The sequence below is a fragment of the Desulfovibrio sp. 6_1_46AFAA genome, assembly GCF_000224635.1.
In the GTDB taxonomy this organism is placed as follows: domain Bacteria; phylum Desulfobacterota; class Desulfovibrionia; order Desulfovibrionales; family Desulfovibrionaceae; genus Desulfovibrio; species Desulfovibrio fairfieldensis.
The window spans coordinates 265077-280120 of the sequence record NZ_JH114300.1; the positions used below are offsets into that span (position 1 = coordinate 265077).

Below are 15044 nucleotides of genomic sequence, written 5' to 3' on the forward strand. Positions count from 1 at the left end.
CCTCTTGTCAACAGGCGCGGATGGGGATACTTCAAAAGAAGTATAAGGTAATATATGAAAAAGCTGTTGGCCCTGACCTTCTTTTTGTTTCCGCTGTTCTTTTTCGGCGGCGGCTTTTTGACAATACAGAGCGGCGGAAAAAGCATTTGGAGCCATAACCATGACAGAGTCGGTCATCAAGGAGATGCTGGCCAAGATTGACGTACAGATAAACGGATCCCGACCTTGGGATATTCAAATACATAACCATCGCCTTTGGGGCCGGGTCATCCGTCAGGGCAGCCTGGGCCTCGGCGAAGCCTATATGGAAGGCTGGTGGGACTGCCAAGCCCTAGACCAGCTCTTTTACCGGATTATGCGCGGCGACCTGGAAAAGCATTTCCGGCTGACCCTGCCGGTCTTGCTGGGCATTGCCGCCTATGCCTTGCGTAATTTGCAAAGCGTGGCCCGCGCCCGCATGGTGGCCAGAGGGCATTATGACTTTGACAACGACATGTTTGAAGCCATGCTCGACCCATTCATGCAGTATAGCTGCGGTTATTGGGAACACGCCGACAGCCTGGAGCGGGCCCAGCAGGATAAAATGGAGCTGATCTGCCGCAAATTGCAGTTAAAGCCGGGTATGCGCGTCCTGGACATCGGCTGCGGCTGGGGCGGCCTGGGTCGCTATATGGCACAGCAGTATGGTGTGCATGTGACGGGCGTCACGGTTTCTTGGGCTCAGGCCCAATATGCCGAGAGCCACAGCCAGGGCCTGGATGTGGAGTGGCTGCTGAAAGACTATCGTTCCCTGATCGGGAAGTATGAGCGCGTTGTTTCCGTTGGCATGTTCGAGCATGTGGGCCACAAAAACTATGCCGTGTTCATGGATTCGGCCCATCATCTGCTCCGTGAGGACGGCCTTTTTCTGCTGCACACCATCGGCGCCAATCAGAAACGCCTTTCCGTGGACCCGTGGATTGAAAAATATATCTTCCGCAACGGCATCCTGCCCAGCATTGCCGAGATCGGTAATGCCATTGCCGGACGTTTTGTCATGGAAGACTGGCACAATTTCGGGGCCGATTACGACAAGACTCTGATGGCCTGGGCCGAGAACTTCAGACGAGGACGGGAAGAGGGAAAATTCTCTTGCTCGGAAAGCGTGTTTCGTATGTTTCATTACTATTTGCTGAGTTGCGCCGGGGCGTTCCGCGCGCGTGATCTGCAATTGTGGCAGATCGTACTCAGCCCGCACGGGGCTGTGGGAGGATATCGTCGGCCCTGAAGCCGCAATGCCATGCCGAAAGCAAATCATATGGAAAAGGCCGCGCGACGGTTGCGCATTATGGAAGGCGACATCACCCGCCAAGCAGTGGATGCCGTTGTCAATGCCGCCAATGAAGGCCTGCTGGGCGGAGGTGGCGTGGACGGAGCCATTCACCGTGCCGCCGGACCGGAACTCCTGGCCGTCTGCCGTCCTCTGGGCGGTTGTCCCACGGGCGAGGCCAAAGTCACGCCCGGCTTTCGCCTTCCCGCGCGCTATGTCATCCACACAGTGGGCCCGGTCTGGCGGGGCGGCACGCACGGCGAAGCGCGTCTGCTGGCCTCGGCATACCGACGCTCTCTGGAAGAGGCCGTGGCCGTCAAGGCGCGGGTTGTGGCCTTTCCGGCCATTTCCACCGGTGTTTACGGCTATCCGGCACGGGAGGCGGCTCATATCGCCGTGGCCACGGTGCTGGATTTCCTGCGCGATCACTCGGAACCGGACGAGGTGCGGCTGGTTTGTTTTTCCCCGGCTTCCCGTATGGCCCATGAGGAAGCGCTACGGGAATGCCTCGGCATATGTAGCGATTCATCTTTGTAAGACATTGACGGCAAAGCCCCCGTTCGGATTTCGGACGGGGGCTTTGTCGCGTTTAGAGCCTTTCAAGTAGAATGTCGGCTATGACAGGCCGAGCAGTTGCGGCAGGAATGTGGAAAGCCGGGGGAAGAGCACAATGACGGCCAGGGCCAGCAATGCCGCGAAAATCAGCGGCAGGGCCGGTTTGCTGATCTGCTCCATGCTCAGGCCGCTGATGTTGGCCCCCACATACAGATTGACCGCCACGGGCGGCGTGACCTGTCCCACGGCCAGGTTGACCGTCATCATGATGCCGAACCAGATGGGGTCCCAGTGAAAGTGGGCCATGATGGGCAGCATGAAGGGCAGAAAAACGTAATAAATGGAGATGGCGTCCAGCAGCATGCCTGCCAGTAGCAGGATGATGTTGATCATCAGCAGCACAACCCACTGGTTGTCCGAAAGGGAGAGCAGCACGGCCGAACCTTTTTCCACCAAGCCCACGGTGGAGGCCACCCAGGAATAAAGGCCCGCGCAGGTCACCACAATCATGACCACGGCCGTGGCCCGCATGCTGGCGGAAAAAATTTCGAACAGCATGTTCAGGCTGTTGATGGTGCGGTAAATGAACACGCCCACGAACAGGCCATAGAACACGGCCACAGCCGCGGCCTCGGTGGGCGTGAACACGCCGCCGTAAATGCCGCCGAGAATGACCACAGGCGTCATTATGCCCCAGAAGGCCTCGCGCAAGGCCTTGCCCACCGGCTGGCCGCGCTTTTCGCCCCGGTAGCCCTTTTTGCGCGAAATGATCAGCACCGCGCCCATGATGAACAGGGCCACAATGACGCCGGGGATAAAGCCCGCCGCGAACAGCGCCGGTACCGAGACGTTGGCCACGCCGCCGTAGACGATGAAGGCGATGCTCGGCGGAATGACGATGGCCAGACCCGAGGTCACGGAAACCGTGGCCGCGGCAAAGGCTTTGTCATAGCCCGCCATGGCCATGCCGGGGATCAGGATCAGGCCCAGCGCGGCCACGGTGGCCGGGCCGGAGCCGCTTACCGCTCCCCAGAAGGTGGCCACGGCCACGGTAGCCACGGCAAGGCCGCCGGTCATGGAGCCGGTCAGGGCTTCCATCAGGGCAACGATGCGCGCCGCGATGCCCGCGCGCTCCATGATATAGCCCGCCAGGATGAAGAAGGGGATGGCCAGGAGGGGAAATTTGGCGATGCCCGCGAAAAAGTTGTAGGAGAGCATGCTGAAGCCCATGTCCCACTTCCAGACGACCACCAGGGCCGCAAAGCCCAAGGAAAGGGCGATGGGCACCCTGAGCAGCAGGGGGATCAGAAAGAGCGTGAGCAGCCAGAACGCGGGGTCCTGAAACAAGGTTGTTTCCATGACGACCCCCTCTAGTAGTTGCCCGAGCGCAGATCGGCGCAGGACCGTTGCAGCATGCGGAAAATAATCAGCAGGGAAAAGAGCGGCGTGGCGATAGTGTACCACCAGACCGGAATGCCCAGGGACTCGGAAATGGATTCCAGATCGTACTCGTCCAGCACTTCCAGCGTGCCGGTCCAGCACAGCGCCCCGAAAAAGGCGATGCAGAGCAGCATGCCGAGCCAGTAGCAGATCCGGCGCGCGTTGCGCGGCAGTGCGTCATAGAGCAGGTTCATGCCCAGGTGGCTCCCTTCCCGGAAAGAGCGCGCCGTGCCCAGCAGCACCACCCAGACAAAAAAATTGACGGTCAGCTCCTCGGTCCAGGCGAAGGAAAAAGACGTGCAGTAGCGCACGATCACATTGATGAAGGCGATGCTCACCATGACCGCCAGCAACAGCGAACCGAGAAGTTCCTCAAAGCGCGTATCCAGAAAACGCAACATCCTGCTCTCCGCATTCCGGCGCGGATGCCGGAGCAAAGGCCCGTTCGCCAACAGGCGCTGAGCTTCGGCATCCGCCCGATTCTTTAGAGCATTTTCACTTTGAAATTGCTCTAACGCCGCACACGGTGCGGCGCGCCGCGAAGACCAACCCGACGGGCGGCCCGTAGGGCCGTGCCTGTAGCCCAAAGGGCGTACAGGCATCGAGAGCAACGCGGCGTGGATTCTGGTGAAAACCACGTTTTTCGCCAGAATGCCGACTTTGAAATTTGTAAAATTTCAAAGTTAATCTGCTCTAGTTACTTGGCGGCGGCCATGTCCTCTTCAGCGGCTTTGACCAGACCCGGGCCGATCTTGGCGGTCCAGTCCGCGCGCACCTTTTGGGTGGCCTCATGGAATTTGGCGATCTGTTCCGGGCTCAACCGGGTGACGACCATGCCCTGTTGTTCCATGAAGGCGTAGGGCTCGGTCACTTCCGGCAGTTTGTCGATGCTCTTCAGGTAGGACAGGGAAGAGCCGTCGTCCATGCCCAGGCGGGAAAGCGCCTTGCCGTATTTTTCGGTTTCCGAGGCGCATTTCAGAAGCAATTTCTGGTCCTCGGGGCTGAAGCGTTTCCAGACCGTGGGGTTCACGCCCATGAGCAGCGGGTCGATGATGTAGTGCCAGTCGCAGTGATACTTGTGATAATCCCAGATTTTCAGCGGGATATTGATGCCGTTGGTGGGATTTTCCTGCCCGTCCACCACGCCTTGCTGGAAGCCGGTGGTGGCTTCGCTCCAGTTCATGTTCACGGGATTGGCGCCCAGCGCCCGGAAGGTCTCAATGAAGATGGGGCTGCCCACCACCCGGATCTTGAGCCCGCTCATGTCCTCGGGCTTGCTGATGGGGCCCTTGCTGGTGGTCATTTCGCGAAAGCCGTTCTCGGCCCAGCCGATGATTTTCACGCCCTTTTTCTCAATGGCGTCAACCATCATCTTGCCGGATTTGCCCGCCATGACGGCGTCCATGGCCTTGTAGCGGTCCGGCTGCACGGCCAGGAAGAAGGGCAGGGCCGTGAGGTTCAGTTCCTTGATCTGGGGGGACCAGTTGATGGTGGAAGCCAGGGCGAAGTCAATGGCCCCGTTGCGCAGCATCAGGAATTCCGAGGTCTGCTTGCCCGCCAGCAGCTGGCTGGAAGGATAGACCTTGATGTTGATGCGCCCCTGCGAACGTTCGCGCACAAGATCGGCGAAATACGCGGCGGTCATGCCCCAGCCGGACGTGGCGCCGGGCACCACGCTCAGTTTGTACTCGGCTTTGTAGGGGGCCGCCGGGGACGGGAGCGGCGCGGCCAGCAGACAGGCGCAGAGCGCCAGGGCGCTCCGGAGCAAACAGCGTTTCATCAGTAAAACCTCCTCTGAAGATATGCGCGGTAAAATCAGATATTTTATCGCGGGATCGACTGCGGCGCGCCGGGCGTCAGAGCCGCGGCAGGACCAGAAGCAGAGCGGGCAGCACCGCCACCAGAGCCAGTGTGCTGAAAATCCAGCAGGCATTGGCCAGATCCAGGTCCAGACTGAACAGAGACGGCGGCACCAGCGCGGTCATGGCCACGGGCATGGATGAGAGCACGGCCACCACTTTCAGGGGCAGGCCGTTGTCAATGGCCCCGTAACCGACGGCCTTGGCAATGCCGGTGATCAACAGCGGCACGCCGATGAATTTTATGGCGCACACGGCAAGGCTCTGGCGGGTATACCGGGCCAGACGCGACAGCCGCAGGCTCAGACCGATGGCAAACAGAAAAAGCACGGTAGCCAGAATCATGAAGCCGGAGGCCAGGCGGCCGCAGAATTCCGGGCGGGGCACATGCAGCAGATTGAGCGCGATGCCGAGCAGAAGGGCGCTGAGCACCACTTTTAAAATGGGATCAAAGCGCAGATTGCGGAAGGAAAGCCGTTGGTTGTCGTTTTCCCGGCTGTACCAGCGGGCGATGGGAAAGGAAACGCTGAAATAAAACAGTTCCTCGCAGAGCCGGTACAAGGCCACCAGGGCGATGGCGCTTTCGCCGAGAAAGAGCACGCAGACCAGTGAGCCCACGGCGCCGATGTTGGTGAAGGTGCCGCAGCAGTACAGGCTGCCGGTCTGGGCCCGGTCCAGCCTGAGCCAGCGGGCGAAGAGCAGTGAGAGGGCGCCGCCCCAGATCCAGGCGGCAAGGCCCAGCAGGGGGAGGGCCAGCAGGCGCGTGTCCGGCGAGGGCAGGCCCCAGAGGGAGAGCATGGCCGAGATGGGAATCAGCACAAAGACCGCCGCTGTCTGCAAGCGTTGGCGCGCAAGGATCAGGGTTCCCTCGGAAAGGCGGACGCGCCCGGTCGTGACGGCGTGCCGGAAGGCATAGCCCGCCGCCAAGCTGACGAAAATGATCCCGAGAGTGAGCAGCAACCTGTCCATGAAAAACCGGCTCCGGCCATTACAACATTTTGCGTTTGAAATGTTGCACATCTCAAACTCTATACCGCCCGAGTGCTGCGGGGTCCGCTCACGCGACCGCCAGAGCAATTAACATTTGAAATGAGTGAATTGCCTTGGCACGGAAGTTTCCCCAACGGGTTCCGAAACAAAAGGGGGAAACAGAATATGGTCTCGGCCAATCCTTGTCAAAGCAAACAGCCCGACGACGCCGTGCGCACATGGCGGACACGCACTCAGGGCAGGCTTTCCGTCACCACCCGTACGCTGCTCGCCCGGCCCAGGTCGTCAACGGCCGTGAGCCGGGTGACGCCCGGCGCGGCCTGCCAGAGCAGCGGTTCGTCCGGCCCGCTGCGGCCAAGATAGCGCGTATCCGCGAACCAGTAGACACAGCCCGCGTCGGCGTCCGCGTCGGCCAGCAGAGGAATTTTTTGCGGATGTTTGAGGCTCGCCGCATAGACCAGGCCCGGTTTGGGCGAAGAAATCAGCGGGGCGCGGCCGGGAACCTGCCAGGGGGTATCCGTCTCGCGGCATTCCGGAGCCAGAGGTGGGGCCGGGGGCTTGCGTACGCCGGCCTGACTGAAAAGACGACGCAGGTCGGCGGGCCAGAATTCCCAGACGACTTCCCTGGTGCGTCCCGGCACGGCCCGGCACTGACGAAAGCCCGTCGCATCATCCACCAGGATGCGACGCAGAATGCCCGAATCGCGGATGGGCGAGATGCCGGGGATGAACCAGGTGCCGGTCTGGCGCGATGGTTCCGGGCAGAGGCTGAGGTCCGTATCGCCCGTGGCCGTGCAGACGGCGATACGGCGGATATTCAAGCCCTCGTCGTCGGCGGCCGGATCCGGCAAAGCGCCGGTCGGGTTCAGGGCCTCAAGGGAGCGCCGGATACTGAAGAAAATGGGGGCCGCCGCGTGCAGGCCGTTGAAGCCGGGATTGGCCGCGCCGTCAAAACGGCCCACCCAGACCACCAGGACGTAAGGCCCGAAAACCCCGGCGGTCCAGGCGTCGCGCAGGCCGTTGGACGTGCCGGTTTTCCAGTAGGTCGGCGTGCGGTCAAAGCCTTGGGGCGACGGCGCGCGCAACATTTGCAGAGCCACAAAGGCCGCTTCGGGCTTGAGCAGGGGAAGCGGACCGGTCGCGTGTTCGTCTCGCCGGAGCACGGGAGCGCGCCAGATGCCCCGGTTGGGCAACAGGGCATACAGCCCGGCCAGCTCGCGCATGCTCACCTCCGCGCCGCCCAGAACCAGGGCCAGTCCGTAATGTTCCGGTCCGTGCTCGAAATGCACCCCGGCTTTGCCCAAAAAACCGTACAGGCCCGGCGCGAGCAACTGGCTGGCCAGAGCGATGGCGGGGATGTTGCGACTGCCCAGCAGGGCCATACGCGCGCTGATAGGGCCGCGAAAACCGCCGTCGGCATTTTCCGGCTCATAGCCTTTGAACGCGCGCGGCGTGTCGGAAAGCAGGGTTTCTGGATGGATCAGTCCCTCCTGCAGGGCCAGGGCGTAAATAAAGGGCTTCAGGGTGGAGCCGGGCGAGCGTCGCGCCGCCGTGCCGTCCACCTGCCCTTGGATCGCGGCGTTGAAATAATCGGCTGATCCGGCCAGGGCGAGGATTTCACAGCTGCGCCAGTCCAGCAGCAGGGCGGCGGCATTGTCCATGCCCCACAGCCGTCCGGCCTCCACGGCCCGGCGCAACTGGCGCTCCAGCAGGCCTTGCAGGCCGAGATCCAGGGTGGTGGAGATACGGCCTTGGGGCAGTTCGCTTCCGGCCAGCAGGCTGTCCACGACATGCGGCGCGGCAAAGGGCAGCTCTGAAAGCGCATGCACCCGCAAAGGCACATTGGGCAGGCCTTGGCCGGCATCCTGTGGATGGGCCTCGCGCCAGATTCTGTCCAGGCGCGCACGGGCCAGGGACAGGGCGCGGCCCCGGCTTGCCAGGGGATTGCGCGCAGCCGGGTGCTGGGGCACCGGTGCGAGGGCCAGAATTTCGGGCAGGCTGAGTTCGTCGGCCTCCTTGTGGAACCAGATGCGCGCCGCCGCGCCCACGCCTTCCACATTGGCGCCGTAGGGCGCAAGATTGAGGTAGGCTTCGAGAATTTCATCCTTGCCGTAATGCCGTTCCAGCACCAGAGCCTGCCAGATCTGGCGCAGTTTGCCGGGAATGCTGGCCGTGGAGAACTTCCGGGTCAGGCGCACCACCTGCATGCTGATGGTGGAGCCGCCCATGCGGCGGCCCCCGAGAGCCATCTGGGCCACGGAACGCAGCAGGGCCAGCGGATTGACGCCGGGGTGGCGATAAAAGGAACGGTCCTCGTAGAGCAGGGTGGCTTCCATGAGTTCCGGGGGCATGGCCGTCAGGGGCGTGAAAATACGGTATGCGCCGTCCGGGGCCAGGGTAATGCGCAGCACGCGGTCCCGGCGGTCCAGAAAAATGCGCGAGAAGCCCGCCTTGCCGTAAAGGTCGGGCCTGGGCGCGGCATGCAGCGCCAGCACAAAGGCCAGCGCCGCGCAGCAGAGCGAAAGCGGGAGGCCGACAAGGACCAGCCTCCCGCACGGACGCCGTTTACTCCTCAATGACTATCTTCTCCGGCAGGCTCAGGGCCCGGGCTTCCGGGTCGTACATGGCTTCGGCCTGCACGGGCGGCCAGGTAAATTCGCCCCGGCCCGTGATCTTGACCCGGTAGCGGAAAACCCGCTCGCTCGTCGCCAGATCCGTGAAAATCAGCATCCGGTCTTCCCGGCGTTCGGCATAATCGGGCTCCATGTCCCGGTCCTCGTGGACGCTTCCCTGATTTGTGGCCAGTTCCGCGCTTTCTCCGCTCTGGCTGACCACAAATTCAAAGCAGCCGGGCAGCATGTCCACAAGGGCGATATTCTCCCGCTCTCTGTCAAAGGCGCGGGCAATGACAGCTACCACCACCTCGTCGCCCTGTTGGGGGGCTGTGACGGGATCGCCTTCGGGCGTGCGCAGTTCGCGCCGTATGCTGAGCCCTTTGCTGACGGCCCGCGTGGGCAGATCTCGCCCGAAGCCCACGTTTTCCAGTTGCCAGAAAAAGGGCGCGTCCGCCGTGAAGCTCAGCCCGGCCAGTTGCTCCAGCAACGCGCGGGAGGGCGCGCCGCTTTCGCTGTCCAGGGCCAGGGCGCGCACGCCCTGGCCCTGAAGCGGCGGCAGGGCGAGAGTTCGGCCTGTCTGATCCAGCCCGCTGACCGAGGCCTGCGCCAGCCCGGCGTCCAGGCTCTGGCTGTACGCCATCAAGGCCCTGGCCGCCTGCGCCGCCGAGATGGTCGTATAGCGCTGTTGCGCCGCCAGGTCGAAGATGTCGTCGAGCATGTCCTGGGCCTTCTGCCCCCGGAGTTCCTCCGGGAATTGTCCTGCCAGCACCGTAAGAAACAGGGCGCGGGAGCTCAGGCCGTCGAAAGGATAATCCGCCCGAAAGGATTTCGCGGCCTCGGGGCGGTATCCCCTGATCAACTCTCCGGCCAGTTTGTCTTCCCTCATCAGTTTCCAGCTGCCGGCCATGAACACGGTGGTCAGGTCATTGCGCCACTGCTCCGGCCCATAACGCTCCAGCCAGGCCGAGAGTGTGGCCAGGATGTTGCTGGTCAGTACGCCGTTGCGGGTCAGCACCCATGTCGCATAAGCCTTGACGCGGGCGTCTTCCAGGCTGTCGGGGCTCTGCATGGCTTCCTGTTCCAGAGCGGCCAGGAATCCTTTGTCCAAGCCTTCGGCCAGAGAGAGGCCCGCCGTCCTGGCGGTGGTCAGGAAGTCCGCCGCATAGGCGGAAAGGAAGAGATCGCCTCTGCCGCCGCCAGGCCAGGTCGCGAAATGCCCTTCATCCAGCTGCCGGGCTTGAAGCATCTGCATGGTTTCCAACACCCAGGCACGAATTTTCTGTGGCGTGTAGCGGGCGTCAGGCGGCGTCAATTCGGGCCGGGCCAGAAGCGCCAGGTCGGGAAAAGCCGCGCTGACGCGTTGCTCCGTGCAGCCGTAAGGATACGCGGCCAGCCAGCGCATTAGGCCGTGGGCCAGCGGCAACGGCAGGGCGGAGATGGAGGCGCGCAGTTCCGCGAACTGCGGGTAGAGTCGGCGGGGCGACTTGGCCTCGGCCGTGTACGGGGCCTGCCCGACCCGGCCCAGAAGCACGTCGGTGGAGCGCGGCAGCGCGGGCCGGATGGAAAGGCCCATGGGCCGCGTCACCGTTTCGCCGGGCTGGCCGGGCAGGGGCGTGGCGATAAAGCTCAGCTTGTGTCCTCCCGGCAGGTCCTCGGCACGGAAGCGCAGGCGCACGGTCTGTTGCCGCGCCGGTTTAAGATCCAGGGGCTCGGGCAGGGCGTCCAGCAGCGTGCAGCCGCCGTCGCTCCGCAAGCCAAGAGCCACACGGCGAGCTGTGTCCTCCTGACCCTCCGAGCGTTCCAGCATGTCCGTCAGGCTGACGGAGGCCTCAAAGACATCACCCGGCGTCACGAAAAGCGGCAGCATGGGTTGGATGACGACTTCGGCCCTGGACACTGCCTCGGTCCGGGCCGCGCCCACGGCTCCGGGCGCGCAGCCCACGGCCATGATCCGCAGTTTGCCGTTGAATTGCGGCGGCACCGGGATCTGGACCAGGCTTTCCTCGGGCCCCACGTCAAGCACGCCGGACCAGAAGACCATGGGCGCTTCGCCGGGCCTGCGGAAAGGGTTCTGACCCAGGGCGGCCTGATTCGGCGGAGCGGGAGCTTCGCCGCCGCCAAAGGCCGAAATCATGCCGCGCAGATGGCGGTATTCCGGCATCAGCAGGTCGAAATACTGATAGGTGTCCACCTCCAGGGCCCGGTCGCCCAGCAGTGCCCGCAGGGGGTCGGGCGTGGCGTAGGAGGTGAGCTGCAAAATGCCTTCGTCCACGGCGAAAACAATGGCTTTGGACGGTTGTTCGGCGCGCACCCGCACGGGGAGGGTCTGCCCCGGCCTGACCAGCTGGCTTGCCGCGCGCGCGGCGTCCGCCTCGGTGCGCACGCTCAGGCCCAGATCGCGTCCCCGCATATTAATGCTGAACGGCAGCACCACGCCGGCCATGGGTTGGGTAAAGATATCAGCGTCGTCCATGGCCCGGAAATAGGTGATATTGCAATATACCCGGCCTTCAGTCCCCCTGGGCAGGGTCAGGCGCTGCACGCTCTGTCCGGCCATGGCTGTGAACCAGGTTTCAGCCAGCACGTCTTCCCGCTCCACCGTAATCAGGCCCGCGCCTTTGTAAGGCGTGTTCAGGGCTATTTCCATGGTTTCGCCCGGGGCGTAGTCCTGCTTGCTGAGTTTTGCGGTAAGCCTGGCCTCGTGTTCCTCGCCCAGGCGCGCCTGGGCCGTACCGGCTACTTCGTAGGGCACCCGCAGGACCAGATTGCCGGTCTTGTCGCGGGCTTCCAGCAGATGCGGGCCCGGTTCGTCCAGGCGCAGGTCCACAACCGCCTTTTTGTCCATGCGAAGCTTTTGCGTGCCCAACGGCTTGCGCCGGGGCAGATTTTGATAGCGGTACTGTCCCTGGCCGTCGCGGGTCAGACTGCGCGTATAACTGATGCCCACAAAGCTCAGTTCCAGTTCTCCCAGGTCCACGGGGGCGAGTTTATGGTCCACGGCCAGCAGGTCCAGCCGGGCTTTGCCGTGCTGGGGCAGATAGTTCAGGTCGGCGTCGCTACGCCAGCCCACTACTGATTCCAGAGGCGAAAACAGCAGGGAAGCGTCAGCCATGACGCTGCGCCCGCCGCCGGCGTCCATGCCTTCGGCCAGGGCGCTCAACCGGAAGGTGGACTTCTCGTAGCCCGCCAGATCCAGGGCGAACACGGCGTCCCCCTGGTCGTCGGTCTGCCGGGTCGGCACTTCCGCCGATTGGCCGTTCAGACTCCGGGCCGCATTGTAAAAGTTGTAGTCGGCATATTCGCGGAAGTGAAACGCCGCGGGCGCGAAGCGCACTTGCAGTTTGACGTCGTGGCCCACAGCGGGCGCGCCGAAGAGATTGACCAGATTCACCCGCGCGGACAGGCCGTTTTCCTGATCCTTTTCCGGCCCTTGTTTCAGGTCCTGGGGCCGCAGCCAGCCCTTGCCCGCGCCGGGCGTGAGCCGCAATTGCAGGCGAAGGGTTTCGGGCTGGAATTCCTCCACCATGACCCTGGACACGCGCAAAACTTCGCCGCGCTGTCCGCCGTCGGCGGTGCTCAGGCGCAATTCCCAGGGGCCGGTGGGGGCTGTTTCCTCCAGGGGGAAAGATAGTTCGCCGAAACCCTCGGCCGTCAGCGTGATTTTTTTATCGGCCGCCTTGTTGCCGCGCGGATTGTACAGCGTGGCCCGCAACGGCAGGCCCGCAAGCTCCGTGGAGCCCCATTGTCCCTGTTTGACAAGATAGCCGAAATGCAGGCTTTCACCGGGACGGTACATGCCGCGTTGGCTGAACAGATAGGCGTTGAGCCCTTGGTCGGAAAGCCGGTTGCCGCCCACGTCGAAGCGCGAATAATTGAGCTTGCGTGCATATTGCTCCAGGGGCAGGAAGGCCAGATCGCTCCCCTGGGCCGCCGCCAGGGCCAGGGGTTTCTTTTCGCGCGTGAAGCCCGCGAGAGAGGGCAGCACGGCCTTGCCGCGCGCATCGGTTCTGGCGCTGAACACAGGCAGGCCATTGGCTCCGATCACCTGGACGTTCACATTGCCGCGCGGTTTGCCGTCGGCCAGGCTGACGGCATAGACCACACTTCCGCCCTGGGCGGAGGTCTTATGGATCAGGCCCAGGTCCGTCATCAGCACAAAGCGGTTTTCTTTACTCACGCTGTCGGCGTCGCGCCGACCCGTGAGGCTGAGATAGAACAGGCCTTTCTGACCGTCGCGGAGCAGGGGGCGCAGATTGAGCGCGCTGAACTGGGCCGACATGGCGTCACGCCGCTGCAGCGGCAGGCTGCCCCGGCTGATGACGCTCAGATTGTCAAGATCCGGGCGGCTGCCGGTATAGGGCTGATCATAATCGTAATTGTCGTAGTCCAGTTGATCCAGGTTGGCCAGCAGAAAGGTATTGAGAAATTCGGGCCGGATCTGGGCCACTTCATAGTCCACGGCATCCAGATTGCGGCTGTAGATGGAGACCACGGCGTCGCCGGTCAGAGCCAGCACGCCGCCCTTCTGCATAATACGCAGAGCTTCGGGAAAGGCGGGCGTTTGCAGCAGCTTCCGGCTTTCCGCGCCGGAATGCAGCCCCGCGGCGCTGGCCAGGCCCTGGGGCAGGCACAACAACAGGCTGCGGTCGGCCTCCAGGTTGTCGGCAATAGCGAAGAAAATATCCGTGGACGGCTTGTCCTCCTCATCCCCGGCTTGCAATGCGAGCCGGGGAGCCTGGGAGACTATTTCCGGAGTGAGCTGTTCCATGGTCCAGGCCGGGGCTCGCCGGGATTTTTCGTTTCCATCGCCCTCTTCGTCTTCGTTGTCGGGCTGTCTTTGTTCCTCACTTTCCAGGCCCGGCGGCAAGAGGCGCACGTCCAGCTTGCCCAGAACCTCTGAAGGCTTGACCGGCAGGGAAAAATGCAGCGCAAGCACCATCTGCGCCCGCAGGTCGGGCCGGGTGGCGACGCTGAGATCAGCGGCGTTCAGTGTGAACAGGTTGTCGATGGTGGGCAGGCGCACGAAAAAGTCCTCGCCCTTGGAAGGGGGGCCACCGTACACCGCCGTGAAGCCCGGCGCCAAGGAGACGCGCAGGCCCGCGTCGTTTGCCGCCAGGCGCAGGACCGGCAGGCTGTAGTTCAGACGATCATCACCGTTAAAATGCAGCACGGGCTCACCCAGCAACAGGCCTTCGCCCTGGGGAGTGGCGCTGAAACGGCTCTCCACGCCGGTTTTGTCCACAGACGAATTGAAGTGTATTTCGCCGCTGACGGCCATGGTTTTGAGATTTTCAGGATCAAATTTGAAACTGCCCGTAATTTTTGCGCGCAAGGGCGCGCTGCGGAAGGTCACCGCGCCGGACACGGCTATGCGCGGCGGCAGGGCCCGGCTGATATCCACCTTGTAGGCCGTGTCCACGGGCCAGCCTTTTTCCGGGAAAAAGAGCAGGCGGTCTCCGCTCCATTCCCAGTGGCCCGGAATGGGCGGCGTGATCGTTACTTCGGGCGCGGGCCGTCTGCCGAAATTACGCCGACAGACCGATTCGCCGTCCTCGCCGTAGGCATCTCGGCACTTTTGCTTGTCCATGCTGAAGCCCAGTTCCAGCCTTTCCTGGCCGCCGGGTTGCTCCACCGGGCCTTCAAAACGCCAGTAACTGATCAGGCCGTTGACCTTCTGGGGGATCGGAGCCTTGTATTCCGGCGCGGCCCAGGCGTTTCCAACAGACAGGAACAGCAGAAAAAGGGCAAATGCAAGCCTGTTGCGCACAGTGCCGAAAATGAGCTCGGGCGTGGACATGCTGATTCTCCGGGCTTGGAGGTGGGATAAAAATGTTTTTATTTTGAGCTTGCCTAAAGCCGCACTGTTGTCAAGTACGGGGCGGCCGTGGTGCAGGGCAGACGCATCTAAATTCTGAGAGCCTGAAGGAGAAAATCTTCACTCAGCGCAATCTTGAACCTCTTGCCCTTCAAGCTCGATTTCCCTGGCATGCGCCGAAGTAAATTGAGGCAGATACTTCGCAAAATTCCAAGATTTTTGCCCGCATTACGAACCCGTGCTCGACTTTGATCTTCATCAAAAACTACATCAAGACACCAGTGCAAGGCGTTTTCTATCTGCCAATGAGCTCTCACGCTTTTAGCGGCACGCACTTCATCCTGAGCTAAACTACTTATGTAGTAACGACGGTTTGTCTCGATTTTTCCTCTACTTTCACGCACTGACTCAATAAGTACAAAGCTTTGCAAGCCAGCCCACTGCTCCTTATCGCTATACCA

Annotated in this window: 10 protein-coding genes; 3 read left to right on the forward strand and 7 right to left on the reverse strand. The window is 62.5% G+C overall.

What is annotated here, in order from left to right; genetic code table 11:
* Positions 1 to 54: 54 nt before the first annotated feature.
* The 3 genes from HMPREF1022_RS17875 to HMPREF1022_RS01070 are packed head-to-tail and all read left to right on the forward strand — an operon-like array spanning position 55 to position 1846.
* Positions 55 to 201 carry a hypothetical protein gene (locus HMPREF1022_RS17875; protein WP_156802786.1) on the forward strand — a complete coding sequence of 49 codons (147 nt, stop codon included), beginning with the start codon at positions 55 to 57 and terminating at the stop codon, positions 199 to 201.
* Positions 161 to 1267: a cyclopropane fatty acyl phospholipid synthase gene (gene cfa / locus HMPREF1022_RS01065; RefSeq protein WP_009301518.1), complete on the forward strand. Its 1107-nt coding sequence runs from the start codon at positions 161 to 163 to the stop codon at positions 1265 to 1267. Before HMPREF1022_RS17875 ends, cfa begins: the two co-directional genes overlap by 41 nt.
* A gap of 30 nt (positions 1268 to 1297) precedes the next feature.
* A complete protein-coding gene (locus HMPREF1022_RS01070) occupies positions 1298 to 1846 on the forward strand; it encodes an O-acetyl-ADP-ribose deacetylase (RefSeq protein ID WP_009301519.1) in 549 nt (182 codons plus the stop codon).
* Between the two features lie 78 nt (positions 1847 to 1924).
* On the opposite strand, the gene HMPREF1022_RS01075 is transcribed toward HMPREF1022_RS01070, so the two are convergent.
* The 7 genes from HMPREF1022_RS01075 to HMPREF1022_RS16885 all read right to left on the reverse strand — a co-directional run.
* Positions 1925 to 3223, reverse strand: coding sequence for a TRAP transporter large permease (locus HMPREF1022_RS01075; RefSeq protein ID WP_009301520.1), 1299 nt, complete (start codon positions 3221 to 3223; stop codon positions 1925 to 1927).
* 11 nt (positions 3224 to 3234) lie between these two features.
* On the reverse strand, positions 3235 to 3705 hold the full coding sequence (locus HMPREF1022_RS01080) for a TRAP transporter small permease (RefSeq protein WP_009301521.1): 471 nt from the start codon (positions 3703 to 3705) through the stop codon (positions 3235 to 3237).
* Between the two features lie 296 nt (positions 3706 to 4001).
* On the reverse strand, positions 4002 to 5084 hold the full coding sequence (locus HMPREF1022_RS01085; RefSeq protein WP_009301522.1) for a DctP family TRAP transporter solute-binding subunit: 1083 nt from the start codon (positions 5082 to 5084) through the stop codon (positions 4002 to 4004).
* A gap of 76 nt (positions 5085 to 5160) precedes the next feature.
* On the reverse strand, positions 5161 to 6132 hold the full coding sequence (locus HMPREF1022_RS01090) for an AEC family transporter (RefSeq protein WP_009301523.1): 972 nt from the start codon (positions 6130 to 6132) through the stop codon (positions 5161 to 5163).
* A 254-nt stretch (positions 6133 to 6386) separates the two neighbouring features.
* The gene (gene pbpC / locus HMPREF1022_RS01095; RefSeq protein WP_009301524.1) at positions 6387 to 8729 is read right to left on the reverse strand and encodes a penicillin-binding protein 1C; all 2343 of its coding nucleotides are present in this window, start codon (positions 8727 to 8729) and stop codon (positions 6387 to 6389) included.
* Positions 8719 to 14565 carry an alpha-2-macroglobulin family protein gene (locus tag HMPREF1022_RS01100; protein ID WP_009301525.1) on the reverse strand — a complete coding sequence of 1949 codons (5847 nt, stop codon included), beginning with the start codon at positions 14563 to 14565 and terminating at the stop codon, positions 8719 to 8721. The genes pbpC and HMPREF1022_RS01100 overlap by 11 nt, the downstream gene beginning before the upstream one ends.
* A 107-nt stretch (positions 14566 to 14672) precedes the next feature.
* Positions 14673 to 15044, reverse strand: a 372-nt coding sequence (locus tag HMPREF1022_RS16885) for an ISAs1 family transposase (protein ID WP_156802823.1), incomplete at its 5' end; no start/stop codon positions are given.